The sequence below is a fragment of the Lysinibacillus antri genome (assembly GCF_003977595.1).
GTDB classification, from domain to species: domain Bacteria; phylum Bacillota; class Bacilli; order Bacillales_A; family Planococcaceae; genus Ureibacillus; species Ureibacillus antri.
The window spans coordinates 1-14,572 of the sequence record NZ_RYYR01000047.1 but is presented as its reverse complement, the minus strand read 5'-3'; the positions used below and the strand labels follow the sequence as shown (position 1 = coordinate 14,572).

The window sequence follows — 14,572 nt, the reverse complement described above, 5'->3', positions numbered from 1 at the left end:
TTAAAATAAATCGATATAATACCCAAAAATCCGGAAAAATGACAAAAGGCTTTCAGAATGAGACCATTCTGAAAGCCTTTTGTCGACAATCTGAAAGCTTATAAACGTTAGTTTATAAGCTTTGTCTAAGACTATTTAATTGAGTAATACTTAGTTGGTCGGCCGACTGTACCATATTTTAAATCAATTTGAACTTTTCCTTTATTCGCTAAAAAGTCTAAGTATTTTCGAACTGTAACACGTGCCATACCGACGTTTTGTGCTAATTGCTCCGATGTGATGGAACCGTCTATCTCGTTTAATGCATCTAAAATTTGTTTCATCGTAATGTCATTTAATCCTTTTGGTAAAACTAAATCCGCTTCTTGTTGATAACCGAACAATTTATCAATGTCTTCTTGAGCAACAGTGGTCGTGTTTGAGATTTTTTTCGTTGTTTGGTAATAGGTTTGTAAAGCTTTTTCAAATCGTTCAAAACGAAACGGTTTTACTAAATAATCAACAGCGCCCATACGGATCGCTTCTTGTACGGTTTTTGTATCTCTAGCTGCGGTTATCATAATAACATCGCAAGGAATACGTTCGTTACGTAGTTTTTGAAACAAGTCGATACCTGAAATGTCGGGTAAATACATATCAAGTAATACTAAGTGTGGCTTTACTTTCTTGATTTGTTCAAATGCCTCTTGACCGTTTTGAGATTCTCCAATGAGCTGAAACTGTGTCATTTTCTGTAGGAAGCTTTTATTCACATCCAACACCATTGGATCATCTTCTACAATAAATACTGAAATTTTTGTCACGAATGGATCCCCCCTGCCATAATCGTAATTGTTGTTCCGATCCCCACTTCAGATGTAACTTGAATTGTTCCTTTATTTGATTCGACAATTTTCTTAATTAAGGCCATTCCTATGCCATGACCTTCTTTTTGTAGTTTTGTCGTATAACCATGATTAAATATTTTGTCAGGTGAGCCGGCTATCCCAATTCCACTATCCTGAATTTCTATAAATAGAAACTGTTTATCTCCCTGAATGACGATATTTACGTCTCGCGTTTCTTTTGTTAGACATGCTTCCATTGCGTTATCAATTAAGTTACCGATAATCGTGACCATATCACCGCTTGAAAAACCTGTCATAAAATCAACTAAATTGGATTCTTCATCTACTATTAACTCTACACCAAGCTCTTTTGCACGGGAATGTTTACCTAGTAATAATCCTTGTAATGAGTAGTCATGAATTTTATCACGTAATTTTTGTATAATTGCTTCTTCATCTGTTATTTCATCGATAATTAAACTAAGGGCATCTTCATTTCTGTTTAGTTGAATTAAACCCGCAATACTATGTAATCGATTTAATGATTCATGATGTTGAGCACGAAGCGTATCGACTAAATCTTTCACACCGGTTAATTGTTCTGCCAGTGTATGTGCTTCTTGGCGGTCTGTAATCATGATTAAGGAACCGGCATTTTTATAATTTATTCGAATTGGAAAAGTACGGACTAAATACATTTGTTCAAACATTAAAAGTGGGCGATAACTGTGATGTTGTTCGCCTTTTTCTTCGGCTAACCAAGTATCTTTAAATACTCTTTCAATGGTGCCATCTTTTCCGAAGTAGTGTGTATATTGTCTAGCTAGACGATTAATAAACGTTATATTGCCATTTTCATCGGTAGCGAGAATCCCAACATCCATTGCTTGCATAATGGCCGATCTTTCTTGCACCATCCGAGCAATTTCATAAGGCTCTAAATTAAGTGTTTGTTTTTTGATATGTCTAGCGATGAGAATAGATCCAAAAACACCAATGAGAATTCCCCAAAAAAGAGAGAATAAAATATCGGATTTGTACTGTTCGACTAGCATATACCATTTTGGTGATAAGATTCCTACATTGATCACGCCGACTTGTTTTGTTGCTTCACTGTTCATAATTGGAACAAAAGCGCGGATGGAAAATCCCTGAATTCCGAGCGCTTTTGAAATGTATTCATGTTGAGAAGAAGCAGGATTTTCATCGATGTTTTCTAACATAGTTCCAATCTTACTTTCGGAAGGGTGAGAATAACGGACACCATTCATATCGAAAATAACAATATAATCCACATCTGTTGCTAAACGTATCCGTTCTGCAATGGGCTGAATTACTTCATAACCTTTTTGTGTGCCAACCGTTTCTTGGACATCCGTCATTTGTGCAACTGTTCTGGCAATCGCAATGGCTCTGGCTCCAAACTCCTTCTCAAATGCACCGGCTATATTATGTATCATCATCGCTCCACTTGTAACGATTGAAAAAAATACGATGATAAACGAAAAGATGAACATTTTAAATTGTAATGAGAGTTTTTCCATAAAGTTTGCTGACACCCCCATTATAGTAGACGATAAATGCTAATTTTTAATAATTGAAATTTTATTCTGTCATTTCTCATATTAGATTAGTATATAAAAAGGAAGCTGTAGAATAAAGAGCATCAAGGGAAAAAAGTAATTACCAATAACTGTTACTAAAAAAAGAACCAAGTGAAATTTGCATCACGTGGTTCTAAGAATTCTATTTTAAAGTAAAGCTTTTTTGAATCGTTCAACGCCATCTTTTACTGTTTCGAATGGGCATGCTACGTTCATACGTAAGAATCCTCTACCAGCCTCGGTATATTTTGTACCAGGTTCAATGGCAAGTTTTCCTTTTTCAAGTAAGCGAAGCATCATTTCATCTTCTGAAAGACCTGTATCACGATAGTCTATCCAAATAAGATAAGTAGATTGAGGTTTTGTGACGCGAATGCCTTCTAGTTGATTTAACTGTTCTACCACATAGTCCATATTATTTGAAACATAGGCAATCATCGCATCTACCCATTCTTCACCTTGTTCATATGCTGCTTTTACAGCTGCAGCCGCCAATATATTTAAATCATCACGACCATGTTCAGCCTTATTTAAAGCTAATTTATTACGAAGTTCTACATTTGGAACAACCATCATCGCAGCGTGGATGCCCGCAATATTGAACGTTTTAGTTGGGGCAATACATGTAATAATTTTTGCTTTATCTGCATCTTTTACTGTTAATGTTGGGATGTGTTTAAATCCATCAAATACAATGTCAGCGTGAATTTCATCTGAAACTAACAGCACATCGTATTGAATACATAATTGAACAAGCTTTTCTAAATCCTCTTTCGACCATACTTTTCCACCAGGATTGTGTGGGCTACATAAAATATAGACTTTTACACCTGTTTTAAATTGCTCTTCAAGATCAGCAAAATCATATTCAAAATCGTCGTCTGTCGTAATTAAAAGATTTTCCACTACTTCACGTTTTTGTACGGAAGGGATACTAAAGAATGGGGGATAAATCGGTGTTGAAACACAAATTTTATCTCCAGGTTGTGTGAATGTTTCGATAATTGTTGCTAGTGCTGGAACGACACCTTGATGGAACAGGATTGTATTTGTGTCAATTGTCCAATCATGACGACGTGAAAACCAATTTTTAATTGAATCTTTACAAGCATCGCTTACGTAAGAGTATCCAAAGATTGGATGGTCAAGTCTTTCTTTAATGGCATCTGTAATTACCTGTGGAATGGCAAAATCCATATCCGCTACCCACATTGGTAAAATGTCTGAAGCGTCTGCTATTTTAAATTGTGCCTTATAACGTTCTTTAAAAAGGTCCCACTTTAAACTATTCGTATTTTTTCGATTGTGTAGTTCATCAAAATTAAACAAATCTATCACTCATTTCTTTTTTATTAGGATGTCTAGCTACAGGTGCTAGCTCCTCGGCCACTTCAACTTCCTCCTACGCATGCAAGCATGCTAGTCGAAAGTCTCCAGTGTCTGTCGGAGCTGGACGAGCGCCTTTCACTTTTTTATTATGTAATATATAATAGCATAGTAAATAGTAAAAATAGGGTGGAAGCTTTGGAAAATATTATAATGAATCAAAAGGCTATTGCGCTTTTAAAAAAGTGGGACCCGTTTGAAGTCGGTGTTGATAGTTATGATGCAGAGGCAGCTGATGTCGTAGCGGCTCTACAAGGTATTGATGATCCTACTAAACTAGCAAAGATCATTCAAAATGTTTATGAATACTCTTTTGAGCAATGGATCCCTTTTGAAAAATGTGTTGCGATTTCCTACAAGTTAATTGCAATTAAGTTTGAAGCAAAATGTATTATATAAATAAAAAGAGGATCTCCTTTAAGTAGGAAATCCTCTTTTAATTTATGCTTTTATGCCATCCATCAAATTTGATGCAGGCACTTCTAATACTGTAGAAAATTTTAAAATCGTTTGAATAGAAGGAATGAGCTCGCCTCTTTCATATAAAGCTAGTTTTTCAATTCCTACTTGTGTTTTTTTAGATAAGTCCTCTAATGACCAATTCTTTTCTTCTCGTAAAAACTTTAATTGTTCATGAAATTTATTTTTCATCTATGAGCACTTCCTTTCTTTTAATACACTAGTAATTCTTATTATATTCGGAAACCCTTTTGAATTATCCGAATATTTTGTCTAAAAAGCGAAAATTTTTTATAATCTTTCAAAGTGATTTGTCAATATTTGCTTGAATGGTGATTCTTTGTTCAGTTTCATATCATATGTTATAATTTAACATGACATTTATGTAGATAAAGAAAGTAGGAAGTGCCTTATGCCAAAAAAATATGAAGTAGGTGAAGTTGTAACAGGCAAGGTAACTGGAATTCAACCTTACGGGGCTTTTGTAGCGTTAGACGAAGAAACACAAGGGCTTATCCATATTTCAGAGATCACATATGGTTTTGTAAAAGATGTAGCGGATTATCTAAAAGTGGGGGACGAAATTCAAGTGAAAATTTTAGATGTTGATGAGCAATATGACAAAATTAGCTTATCAACTCGTGCGTTACAAGAAATACCTACTCAAAGAAAAAAAGAAGTACCAAGAAAGACATTACAAGATCGTGTAGACGAAAGTGACGCAAACGGATTTAAATCGTTAAAAGACAAACTACAAGACTGGATCGAACAATCAGGTCATTAATACAAAAAAGGTGTGTGGCATAACGCTACATACCTTTTTTGTTGTAAAGAGATTTCATGAGTTCTTTTATTAAATGAATATATCAGTTTCGAAGGTTTAATGTAGTTAGCTTGATATAGAAGTCGCGGCCTACCACTGTAAGCCGCGTACTATATCCAGAAATATTAGTAGGTGTAATTATATGTGAGCGGGTCTTTCACAAAGCACGAAGACAAGTCGTAAAGCCAGGTACAACATGGCTTTGCGGCTTGTGTGCTAAGCCCGCTCGCATCAACATCAAAGTATAAATTTAAAAAGTTATTAGAGAATAGTTAGTTCATATTTATTTTTTTAACTTCCGAAGTCGATATTGTAAATTTTGTCGACTCATACCAAGAGCACCTGCTGCTTTTGTAATATTGCCCTCGTGCATATTTAATACCGTTTGAATATAATAATTCTCTGCTTCTCGCATATAGTCTTCTAGTGGAAGGAGTTCTTTATTTGACTGATTGATGAAAAAGTCCGGTTTACGTGTAGTTTGATCGAGCTGTTGAATTTTAAAACGAAAATGCAAAGGCAACATTTCAGATGTAACGAGTTGTTCATTGGTAATCATTGACGCAATTTCATCTAACAATAATTCCAACTCTTTTAAGTTTCCTGGCCATTCATATTGAAGAAATTGTTCTAATACGTCATCAGAAGCACCTTGTATGTTTGAGTTGAAACGCTCTCGGTGACGGCTAAAATAATCCTGAACAAAAGGTTTAATATCCTCTTTTCTTGCTTTAAGAGGTGGTATAGATATCGTCATTGAAGCGAAATAATAATAGAGGTCCTTTAATAATTGACCATTGCTAATTAGATCAATTGGGTCATCTCCAATACTTCCGATGATCATATGTTTTCCTGTTGATAGTGTATTTAAAGTTTCAAGAAGTTGGTTTTGCATCGGTAATGATAATAGTTCGATTCGCTCAAAGAAAAATGTGAAGGACTTTTCATAGGTTAAGTAACTTTGGATCTTATCTATTATGGATTGATTTGTTCTTCTACTAAATAACGTAACAAATTCATCATTGATAGGATTGAGCTCATAATGAATACTTTCTGCCACTAAGTCTTTTCCAGTACCGGACTCACCTATAAGTAATACTGGAATGCGAGCATGTGCAGCTTTTTTCGCCGTTTCAATCACTTGATTCATTTGTTCAGAAACAGAAGTGATCACATCGAAGGTTAATGGCTCACCATAACGTCTTAAAGGTTGGTACACTAATTTTTCAAGGGAGGTAATATCTCGCGCAAATTCGATTGCACCAATAATTTCACCATTATGTAAAATCGGAAACGTATCATTTATTGTCGTTATTTCATGACCGTTTTTATTCCAATAGGTTTGTTTCACATTCATTTCCTTTACACCCGTTTGTAGAACACGGAGTAATGTACTGTCATTTTGTTGGAACATAAAGATATCTAAAATGGATCGTTCAGAAATATCTTCAATATTGTAACCTTCAATTTCTTTCATTTTATTATTGTATAAAACGGTATGACCATTACGATCAACCGCGTGTATTCCTACTGATACGTAGTCGACGGCATATTCGTAAAACTTAGTTAAGTGGTTAATATTAGAAAACAATTCATTCACCTCAAAAAATTCAACTTTTTAGTAATTATCACTTGAAAAACGCAACAATCTTTTGCATTATTATATATAGAAATACGGATTTGGCGCAAATATTTTTTGCACTTATGTTTTTTAATGAAAAAACGCATTCTAAGCATAATGATCTTAAGGAGGAATAATTATGATTCCATACAAATCTGAGCCATTAACTGATTTTTCAAATGAGGCAAATCGTCAAGCATATTTAGAAGCTTTAAAAAAGGTTGAAAGTGAACTAGGACAAGATTATCCATTAATTATTGGTGGCGAACGGATTACAACAGAACAAAAAATTACGTCTTATAACCCATCAAATACATCAGAAATCGTAGGAAATGTTTCTAAAGCAACGCAAGAACTTGCTGAAAAAGCAATGCAGATTGCTGACTCTACTTTTAATTCATGGAAAAGAGTAGACCCACGTATCCGTGCAGAAGTTCTTTTTAAAGCAGCAGCCATTGTGCGCCGTCGTAAATTTGAACTTTGTGCATGGTTAACGAAAGAGGCAGGAAAACCTTGGCCACAAGCAGATGGTGATATCGCAGAAGGTATTGATTTCTTAGAATACTACGGTCGACAAATGTTAGAGCTTGCTGAAGGTAAACCATTAGCAGAAAACCCAGGTCAAATTAATAAATACTCTTATATTCCACTAGGTGTTGGTGTTGTTATTTCACCATGGAACTTCCCATTTGCAATTATGTTAGGTACAACAGTTGCGGCTGCTGTAACAGGAAACACAGTTCTTTTAAAACCAGCTTCTACAACGCCAGTTATTGCTTATAAGTTTATGGAGATTATGGAAGAAGCAGGTCTTCCTGCAGGCGTTGTAAACTACATTCCAGGTTCTGGTGCTGAAGTAGGGGATTATTTAGTAGATCACCCACGTACACGTTTCATCAGCTTCACAGGTTCACGTGATGTAGGTCTACGTATCAATCAACGTGCTTCTGTATTAAACGAAGGACAAATTTGGATTAAACGTGTAATTGCTGAAATGGGCGGTAAAGATACAATTGTAGTTGATGATGATTCTGACTTAGAATTAGCAGCTGAAGCAATTGTAACAAGTGCATTTGGCTTTAGTGGTCAAAAATGTTCAGCATGTTCACGTGCTGTAATTGTTGGCGACCATGCTTATGAAACGGTACTAAATCGTGTAGTAGAATTAACGAACGAATTAGTAGTTGGCGATCCAACAAACGTTGAAACGTTCATTGGTCCTGTAAATGATGCAGGTGCATTTAAGAAAATTACAGAATACATTGAGATTGGTAAAGGAGAAGGTCGCTTAGTTGCGGGTGGTCAATCAGACGATTCGAAGGGCTACTTTATCCACCCGACAGTATTTGCCGATGTTGATCCACAAGCTCGTATTATGCAAGAAGAGATTTTTGGTCCAGTATTAGCATTAACAAAAGCTACGAACTTTGACGAAGCAATTGATATTGCAAATAACACGGTTTACGGTTTAACGGGTGCAGTTATTTCAAATAATCGTTTTAACTTAGAAAAAGCTCGTGAAGATTTCCATGTTGGGAATTTATACTTAAACCGCGGATGTACAGCGGCAACAGTTGGATATCAACCATTTGGTGGCTTCAACATGTCAGGTACAGATTCAAAAGCTGGTGGCCCAGACTACTTAACACTTCATATGCAAGCTAAATCAGTATCCGAAACTCTATAATATTAACAAAAAATTAAAAAGCAGGCGTTTAATGCGTCTGCTTTTTTTACAAGATATAGAGGAGGAGCTAATTTTCTTATAGTTGATTTAGTAGAACTAGTTCATTCCTGCTTTCTTTTAGAAATTTCTTTAATTTTTGTTTAGAATCTTCGTAACATAAAAATAATAACTATTAAATAAAGAGTTCAATGTAAATGTTGTAAGCATTTAACAGTTAAGTGTGATACAATGTTTGCGGTAATGACAATTATTATTATAAAGAGGCGAGTTGACATGTCTGAAAATTTAAATCTATTTACATCAACTCAAGATGTAATCAAAGAAGCGTTAAATAAACTGGGTTATGATGAAGCAATGTATGATTTATTAAAAGAACCACTTCGTATGCTACATGTTCGTATCCCTGTTGATATGGATGACGGTACAACAAAAGTATTCACAGCTTACCGTGCACAACATAACGATGCGGTTGGACCAACAAAAGGTGGAGTACGTTTCCATCCTGGTGTGAATGAAGATGAAGTGAAAGCCCTTTCGATGTGGATGACATTAAAATGTGGTATCGTGGATTTACCGTATGGTGGAGGTAAAGGTGGTATCATTTGTGACCCGCGTCAAATGTCAATGCGTGAACTTGAAAGATTAAGTCGTGGATATGTACGTGCAATAAGCCAAATTGTTGGACCTACAAAAGATATTCCAGCGCCAGATGTTTTTACAAATGCGCAAATTATGGCATGGATGATGGATGAATATAGCCGTATGGATGAGTTTAACTCACCTGGATTCATTACTGGAAAGCCGATTGTACTAGGTGGTTCACAAGGTCGTGACCGTGCAACTGCTGAAGGGGTGACAATTGTTATTCAAGAGGCAGCGAAAAAACGTAATATTGAAATTAAAGGCGCACGTGTTGTGATTCAAGGGTTCGGAAATGCTGGTAGTTTCTTAGCGAAATTTATGAGCGATTTAGGTGCAAAAGTGATCGGGATTTCAGATGCTTATGGTGCATTACACGATCCAAACGGTTTAGATATTGAATATTTATTAGATCGTCGTGATAGTTTTGGTACTGTCACTACATTATTTGAAAATACGATTACAAATCAAGAATTATTAGAACTTGATTGCGATATTCTTGTGCCAGCTGCGATTGAAAATCAAATTACTGCTGAAAATGCACACAATATTAAAGCGAATATCGTCGTAGAAGCTGCTAATGGTCCGACTACTGCAGAAGCAACTAAAATTTTAACTGAACGTGGTATTTTACTTGTTCCTGACGTGTTAGCGTCAGCAGGTGGTGTTACAGTTTCATACTTTGAATGGGTACAAAACAATCAAGGGTATTACTGGACGGCTGAAGAAGTTCGTGAAAAATTATATAAAAAGATGGTTGATGCATTCGAAAACGTTTATACAACAGCAACTAGCCGCAATATTAACATGCGCTTAGCTGCATATATGGTTGGGGTGCGTCGTACAGCAGAGGCTTCTCGCTTCCGTGGATGGGTTTAATCCTATAAAATGTGCTATGTAAGGTAATACTTCTTACATAGCATTTTTTTTGTGAAAAATGTTTTAACTTTAAAAAAGAGGTGTCTAGACGAGTGAATAGTTTCTCATTTTATAATCCAGTTCGTTTGCATTTTGGTAAAGGACAAATAAGCCAACTTGAAACGGAATTACCACAATATGGGCAAAATATTTTAGTTGTTTATGGTGGAGGTAGTATTAAGAAAAATGGCCTCTATGATGAAGTGATGGCCATACTCAAAAATTTAAAGATGAATGTTTTTGAATTGAGCGGAGTTGAACCGAATCCTCGTGTTGAAACGGCACGAAAAGGAATTGAAATTTGTAAAAAAGAATCCATTGATATTGTGTTAGCAGTAGGTGGAGGATCTGTTATTGACTGTTCGAAATTAATTGTGGCTGGTGCGAAAATTGATGAGGATGCATGGGATATTGTTATCCACAAGACAGCTATTGTCGATGCACTACCTTTAGGGACAATCTTAACAATATCCGCAACTGGTTCAGAAATGAACGCGGGATCGGTTATTACAAACTTTGAAACGAAAGAAAAGTACGGTTGGGGGAACCCTCTTGTGATGCCGAAGTTTTCAATTTTAGATCCGACGTATACTTTTACTGTACCAAAAAACCATACTGTATATGGCATGGTCGATATCATGTCCCATGTGTTTGAACAGTATTTCCATGACGCAACGAATACACCAATTACAGATGAAATGTGTGAGGGTGTGTTACGGACAGTTATCAATACTGCACCAAAGTTAATAGAGGATCTAAATAATTATAAACTTCGTGAAACAATTTTGCTTGCAGGGACAATTGGATTGAATGGTTTTTTATCAATGGGTTCGCGCGGGGATTGGGCAACACATAATATCGAGCATTCTGTATCAGCGGTATATGATATTCCACATGGTGGAGGCTTAGCGATTTTATTCCCAAATTGGATGCGCTATAATGTAGCGGTAAATCCAGAACGTTTTGCAGGGCTTGCTACCCGTGTATTCAATGTGAATCCTAACGGGAAATCCACTGAGGAGATTGCTAATGAAGGTATTAACCGTTTAAGTGAATTTTGGAAATCGATTGGCGCACCAAGTCGATTAGCCGACTACAATATAGACGACTCTGAACTTGAAACATTAGTTGAAAAGTCTATGATTAATGGACCTTTCGGAAGATTTAAAGTGCTACAAGCAGAAGATGTACGTGAAATTTTGAAAATGTCTTTATAAAAAATGAAACCTTGCGATGAAAATTTCGCAAGGTTTCATTTTATTTATTTTGATTTGCTTTTAATTGTTGTTTTTCTTTTAGATGGTGTTTCCATTCTGTAATTCCATCCTCTTCATCAAAAGATAGCGTCACTTTTGTTACACCTTTTTGGCTCATAATTAGTTCGACAAGATGATCACGTACATCATCTAAATAGGCAAGGGACTGATTCGGGTCAGTTTCAGCAACTAACTCAACATGTAAAAATTCGCCTTCTTTCACTACTTCGAGTCTTCTGATGTCAGTAACATGGGGATCTTCCATCACTAAGTTACCGATATGAATAAGCATCTCTTCATCTGTTTCACCAATAGCACCGCGAGCGTTATCAAGGAATACCCGTCCAACAACATAAAACATCATAACCCCAATAATCATGGAAACAAGGCCTTCTAAAGCACCCCATCCAGTAAAGTATGCAATGATAATGGCTAAAAAGGCTAATACGTTACCAGAAGTTGCGACTAAATCTTCCATCCATACAAGCTTTGTTGCTGGCTTTGCTCGATTTAGGTAAGCAACAGATTTAGGAACTGCTGCAAACCCTGCTTTTTCAACACCAGCTTCATGCAAAACTTCGACAGCAGCTTTATGCAATACAGTTGCTTCTAATACGATACCGATTAACAAGACACCTAAAGCAATTAGTATTCCACTTGAATCTTCGGAAGGATGTAGAAGATGATGCCAACCTTCTTTTATTGTTTCATAAGAAAGTATAGCAACGATTAATACAGCACCTAAACATACTAAGTTGACGACACGTCCAAATCCATTAGGAAATCTTCGTGTAGGCGCTTTTTTTGATAACGCAGAACCAATAAAAACGAAAAACTGGTTGGCAGCATCACCAAGGGAGTGCATCATTTCCGCAAACATGGCGACATTTCCTGTAAAGAAATATGCAACACCTTTTATGATTCCTAAAAATAGATTGACTAATGAAGCAATAAGAGAAGGTTTATTGCCACCTTTTAATAATTTCAAGATTTCTCCCATTATGTTTCCTCCAATTATCCTAGGTTTTCAATTTCGATTTTCTGTACATAAGGTAGTGTGTGCAATGTGTGGTAAATTGAAATCGTATCTGTACGAAATAATGTGGAAAATTTAATATCAACTTCGAATAATACTTGATCAGTTGAAACAGGGATGTCTTTTATTCGAATATGTTCAATAAACATATCATTTTCTTTCATAAACGTGAGTAAGCTATGAATGTTTTCTTCTTCTGATAAGCGCACCTTCAAAGAAAGTTCTCTCATACGTAATCGTTTTGGGCCAATTTTTAATAGGAATGGTGCGATTAATTCAATACCAATTACAACAATCACAACTGTTACAAAAGCTTCTATATAAAAACCTGCCCCCACGGCTATACCAATTCCAGCAGCTCCCCAGATCATAGCAGCAGTTGTTAATCCGGTAATACTATCGTTGCCTTTACGTAAAATTACCCCAGCTCCTAAAAAACCTATTCCGCTTACTATTTGTGCAGCTAATCGTAGAGGGTCCATTGTAATATTAATATCGTCACGAGCAGGTGTACTATAGGCAGCTTCAATTGAAATAATGGTTAATAAACAACTAAATGTTGCAATTACCAAACTTGTTTTCAATCCAACAGGTTTCTTTTTTAACTCCCGCTCAATCCCGATAATTAAACTTAGTGTGGCAGCAACGACTAGTTTTACTACAATTTCGTATGAAAAAGGTTCGTTTAAAAACATTATGTCCAATTTATCCCCTCCTTTATATTGATTCTATTGGCTATCAATGCCAAAATAAGTTTAAAATCTTGTTTTTAAAATATAGCAAATAAATATGAATGGGGATATAAGAAAATGGAAAAACCACCAATACACCCATATATTCCTATAATTATAGGAGTTATATCAATCTCGTTATCCGCTATATTAGTTAAATTAGCTAATGCCGACGCGGGTGTCATTGCATTTTATCGAATGTTGTTTTCAGTATTAATTATGAGTCCTATATTTTTTGTAAAGTATGTACATGAAATAAAGTTACTTGTAAAAAGGGACTGGATCTTTTCTTCTATTGCGGGTATATTTTTAGCCTTTCACTTTATCTTATGGTTTGAGTCGTTAAACTACACCTCGGTTGCAAGTTCAACAGTTCTTGTCACGTTACAACCGCTATTTGCTTTTATCGGCACGTATTTCTTTTTTAAAGAGAAGCTAACGATAAAGACAATCATCTCGGGTGTCATTGCAGTATTCGGCAGTTTTTTAATTAGCTGGGGAGATTTTAAAATAAGTGGGACTGCATTTTATGGTGATATGTTAGCGTTAATTGCATGTGCCCTCATAACAGGCTACTTACTTTTTGGACAAGATGTGCGTCAACGAATCTCTTTGATCACCTATACGATGGTCGTATATTCAATAAGTACAATCTGTTTATTCTTCTATGTACTTATTAAAGGGGAATCTTTTGGTCCGTATCCTACGATGGATTGGATTTGGTTCTTGTTACTTGCTATAATTCCAAATCTATTAGGTCATACATTATTTAACTGGGCCATTAAATGGGTAAGTACAAATGTAATTTCGATTGCGGTCTTGTTCGAACCGATTGGGGCAGCGATACTAGCTTATTTTGTATTTGCCGAAAAACTAATCATTTCACAAATTGTTGGTGGAATCGTTGTCTTATTAGGTATTACATTGTTTGTAGTGGATATAAAAATCTTCAAAAAGTTTCTAAGTCGTTCAAATAAATCATGATGTTTTGAAGATAGTTAGTTATATTATTGCGCTGATGGTTTTTATATTAATAACATTTGGATGGTTTATAGGAGAAATTTGAAATGAAAATAGATGAAGTGCTATAAATTTTTTATAAAAAAGCTTGATTACTAATTTTAATTATTGTATATTATTACTTGTCCTTAACAACGAGTCATCAAAAGAGATGGAGTTGAGGATAAGTAATCCTTTGAAAACGATTCTTAAGTTTGTAAAATAAAAAGTGTTGACATGATACTTTGATATTTGTTATTATATAAGAGTTGCTTTTGGAAAAAGGTTACACAATGAACTTTGAAAACTGAACAACAAAACGTTAATGAAATAAAGTTTCTCATTAAGTTGAGAAACGAAATTTGGACATCATAATTGATGCCAGCAAGAAATTTGAGCTAATCAAAGTTTCTCTTTTATGGAGAGTTTGATCCTGGCTCAGGACGAACGCTGGCGGCGTGCCTAATACATGCAAGTCGAGCGGACCTTTGGGAGCTTGCTCCTAAAGGTTAGCGGCGGACGGGTGAGTAACACGTGGGCAACCTGCCCTATAGTTGGGGATAACTCCGGGAAACCGGAGCTAATA

Annotated in this window: 13 protein-coding genes and 1 rRNA gene; 7 read left to right on the top strand and 7 right to left on the bottom strand. The window is 35.7% G+C overall.

Annotation, left to right across the window (positions count from 1 at the left end; all coding sequences use genetic code 11):
* Nucleotides 1-131 precede the first annotated feature (131 nt).
* The 3 genes from EK386_RS19235 to EK386_RS19225 all read right to left on the bottom strand — a co-directional run bounded on the left by EK386_RS19235 (nucleotide 132) and on the right by EK386_RS19225 (nucleotide 3,769).
* On the bottom strand, nucleotides 132-803 hold the full coding sequence (locus tag EK386_RS19235; protein WP_126660803.1) for a response regulator: 672 nt from the start codon (nucleotides 801-803) through the stop codon (nucleotides 132-134).
* Nucleotides 800-2,371 carry an ATP-binding protein gene (locus tag EK386_RS19230; RefSeq protein WP_246027734.1) on the bottom strand — a complete coding sequence of 524 codons (1,572 nt, stop codon included), beginning with the start codon at nucleotides 2,369-2,371 and terminating at the stop codon, nucleotides 800-802. The genes EK386_RS19235 and EK386_RS19230 overlap by 4 nt, the downstream gene beginning before the upstream one ends.
* Before the next feature lie 207 nt (nucleotides 2,372-2,578).
* The gene (locus EK386_RS19225) at nucleotides 2,579-3,769 is read right to left on the bottom strand and encodes a MalY/PatB family protein (protein ID WP_439331246.1); all 1,191 of its coding nucleotides are present in this window, start codon (nucleotides 3,767-3,769) and stop codon (nucleotides 2,579-2,581) included.
* A gap of 186 nt (nucleotides 3,770-3,955) precedes the next feature.
* On the opposite strand from EK386_RS19225, the gene EK386_RS19220 reads away from it, so the two are divergent.
* The gene (locus tag EK386_RS19220; protein WP_179966070.1) at nucleotides 3,956-4,216 is read left to right on the top strand and encodes a DUF1871 family protein; all 261 of its coding nucleotides are present in this window, start codon (nucleotides 3,956-3,958) and stop codon (nucleotides 4,214-4,216) included.
* Nucleotides 4,217-4,258: 42 nt separating this feature from the next.
* On the opposite strand, the gene EK386_RS19215 is transcribed toward EK386_RS19220, so the two are convergent.
* Nucleotides 4,259-4,468, bottom strand: coding sequence for a helix-turn-helix domain-containing protein (locus EK386_RS19215; protein ID WP_126660800.1), 210 nt, complete (start codon nucleotides 4,466-4,468; stop codon nucleotides 4,259-4,261).
* A gap of 220 nt (nucleotides 4,469-4,688) precedes the next feature.
* Here EK386_RS19215 and yugI point away from each other — a divergent pair, with 220 nt between their 5' ends.
* Nucleotides 4,689-5,060: a S1 domain-containing post-transcriptional regulator GSP13 gene (yugI, locus tag EK386_RS19210; protein ID WP_126660799.1), complete on the top strand. Its 372-nt coding sequence runs from the start codon at nucleotides 4,689-4,691 to the stop codon at nucleotides 5,058-5,060.
* 322 nt (nucleotides 5,061-5,382) lie between these two features.
* On the opposite strand, the gene EK386_RS19205 is transcribed toward yugI, so the two are convergent.
* Entirely contained in the window at nucleotides 5,383-6,690 is a 1,308-nt protein-coding gene (locus EK386_RS19205; RefSeq protein WP_126660798.1) for an AAA-type ATPase lid domain-containing protein, read from the bottom strand.
* Nucleotides 6,691-6,859: 169 nt separating this feature from the next.
* Here EK386_RS19205 and pruA point away from each other — a divergent pair, with 169 nt between their 5' ends.
* The 3 genes from pruA to EK386_RS19190 all read left to right on the top strand — a co-directional run bounded on the left by pruA (nucleotide 6,860) and on the right by EK386_RS19190 (nucleotide 11,181).
* Complete coding sequence (pruA, locus tag EK386_RS19200; RefSeq protein ID WP_126660797.1) at nucleotides 6,860-8,407, top strand: L-glutamate gamma-semialdehyde dehydrogenase; 1,548 nt, start codon at nucleotides 6,860-6,862, stop codon at nucleotides 8,405-8,407.
* A 273-nt stretch (nucleotides 8,408-8,680) separates the two neighbouring features.
* Nucleotides 8,681-9,925, top strand: a complete 1,245-nt coding sequence (locus tag EK386_RS19195; RefSeq protein ID WP_126660796.1) for a Glu/Leu/Phe/Val family dehydrogenase — start codon at nucleotides 8,681-8,683, stop codon at nucleotides 9,923-9,925.
* Nucleotides 9,926-10,017: 92 nt separating this feature from the next.
* A complete protein-coding gene (locus EK386_RS19190; RefSeq protein WP_126660795.1) occupies nucleotides 10,018-11,181 on the top strand; it encodes an iron-containing alcohol dehydrogenase in 1,164 nt (387 codons plus the stop codon).
* Nucleotides 11,182-11,221: 40 nt separating this feature from the next.
* Here the strand turns inward: EK386_RS19190 and EK386_RS19185 are convergent, their stop codons facing one another.
* Both EK386_RS19185 and EK386_RS19180 read right to left on the bottom strand, forming a co-directional pair.
* Nucleotides 11,222-12,220, bottom strand: a complete 999-nt coding sequence (locus EK386_RS19185) for a cation diffusion facilitator family transporter (RefSeq protein WP_126660794.1) — start codon at nucleotides 12,218-12,220, stop codon at nucleotides 11,222-11,224.
* Nucleotides 12,221-12,234: 14 nt separating this feature from the next.
* Complete coding sequence (locus tag EK386_RS19180; protein ID WP_179966071.1) at nucleotides 12,235-12,951, bottom strand: MgtC/SapB family protein; 717 nt, start codon at nucleotides 12,949-12,951, stop codon at nucleotides 12,235-12,237.
* A gap of 114 nt (nucleotides 12,952-13,065) precedes the next feature.
* On the opposite strand from EK386_RS19180, the gene EK386_RS19175 reads away from it, so the two are divergent.
* The gene (locus EK386_RS19175) at nucleotides 13,066-13,971 is read left to right on the top strand and encodes a DMT family transporter (protein ID WP_126660793.1); all 906 of its coding nucleotides are present in this window, start codon (nucleotides 13,066-13,068) and stop codon (nucleotides 13,969-13,971) included.
* A gap of 430 nt (nucleotides 13,972-14,401) precedes the next feature.
* Nucleotides 14,402-14,572: ribosomal RNA gene (locus tag EK386_RS19170) — 16S ribosomal RNA — on the top strand; the annotation flags it as partial.

What these genes read in the sequence shown, in the direction of transcription:
- EK386_RS19230 (WP_246027734.1), bottom strand. Translation starts at nt 2,371, where the DNA reads ATGGAAAAACTCTCATTACAATTTAAAATGTTCATCTTTTCGTTTATC.
- EK386_RS19215 (WP_126660800.1), bottom strand. Translation starts at nt 4,468, where the DNA reads ATGAAAAATAAATTTCATGAACAATTAAAGTTTTTACGAGAAGAAAAG.
- yugI (WP_126660799.1), top strand. Translation starts at nt 4,689, where the DNA reads ATGCCAAAAAAATATGAAGTAGGTGAAGTTGTAACAGGCAAGGTAACT.
- pruA (WP_126660797.1), top strand. Translation starts at nt 6,860, where the DNA reads ATGATTCCATACAAATCTGAGCCATTAACTGATTTTTCAAATGAGGCA.
- EK386_RS19195 (WP_126660796.1), top strand. Translation starts at nt 8,681, where the DNA reads ATGTCTGAAAATTTAAATCTATTTACATCAACTCAAGATGTAATCAAA.
- EK386_RS19185 (WP_126660794.1), bottom strand. Translation starts at nt 12,220, where the DNA reads ATGGGAGAAATCTTGAAATTATTAAAAGGTGGCAATAAACCTTCTCTT.
- EK386_RS19180 (WP_179966071.1), bottom strand. Translation starts at nt 12,951, where the DNA reads ATGTTTTTAAACGAACCTTTTTCATACGAAATTGTAGTAAAACTAGTC.
- EK386_RS19175 (WP_126660793.1), top strand. Translation starts at nt 13,066, where the DNA reads ATGGAAAAACCACCAATACACCCATATATTCCTATAATTATAGGAGTT.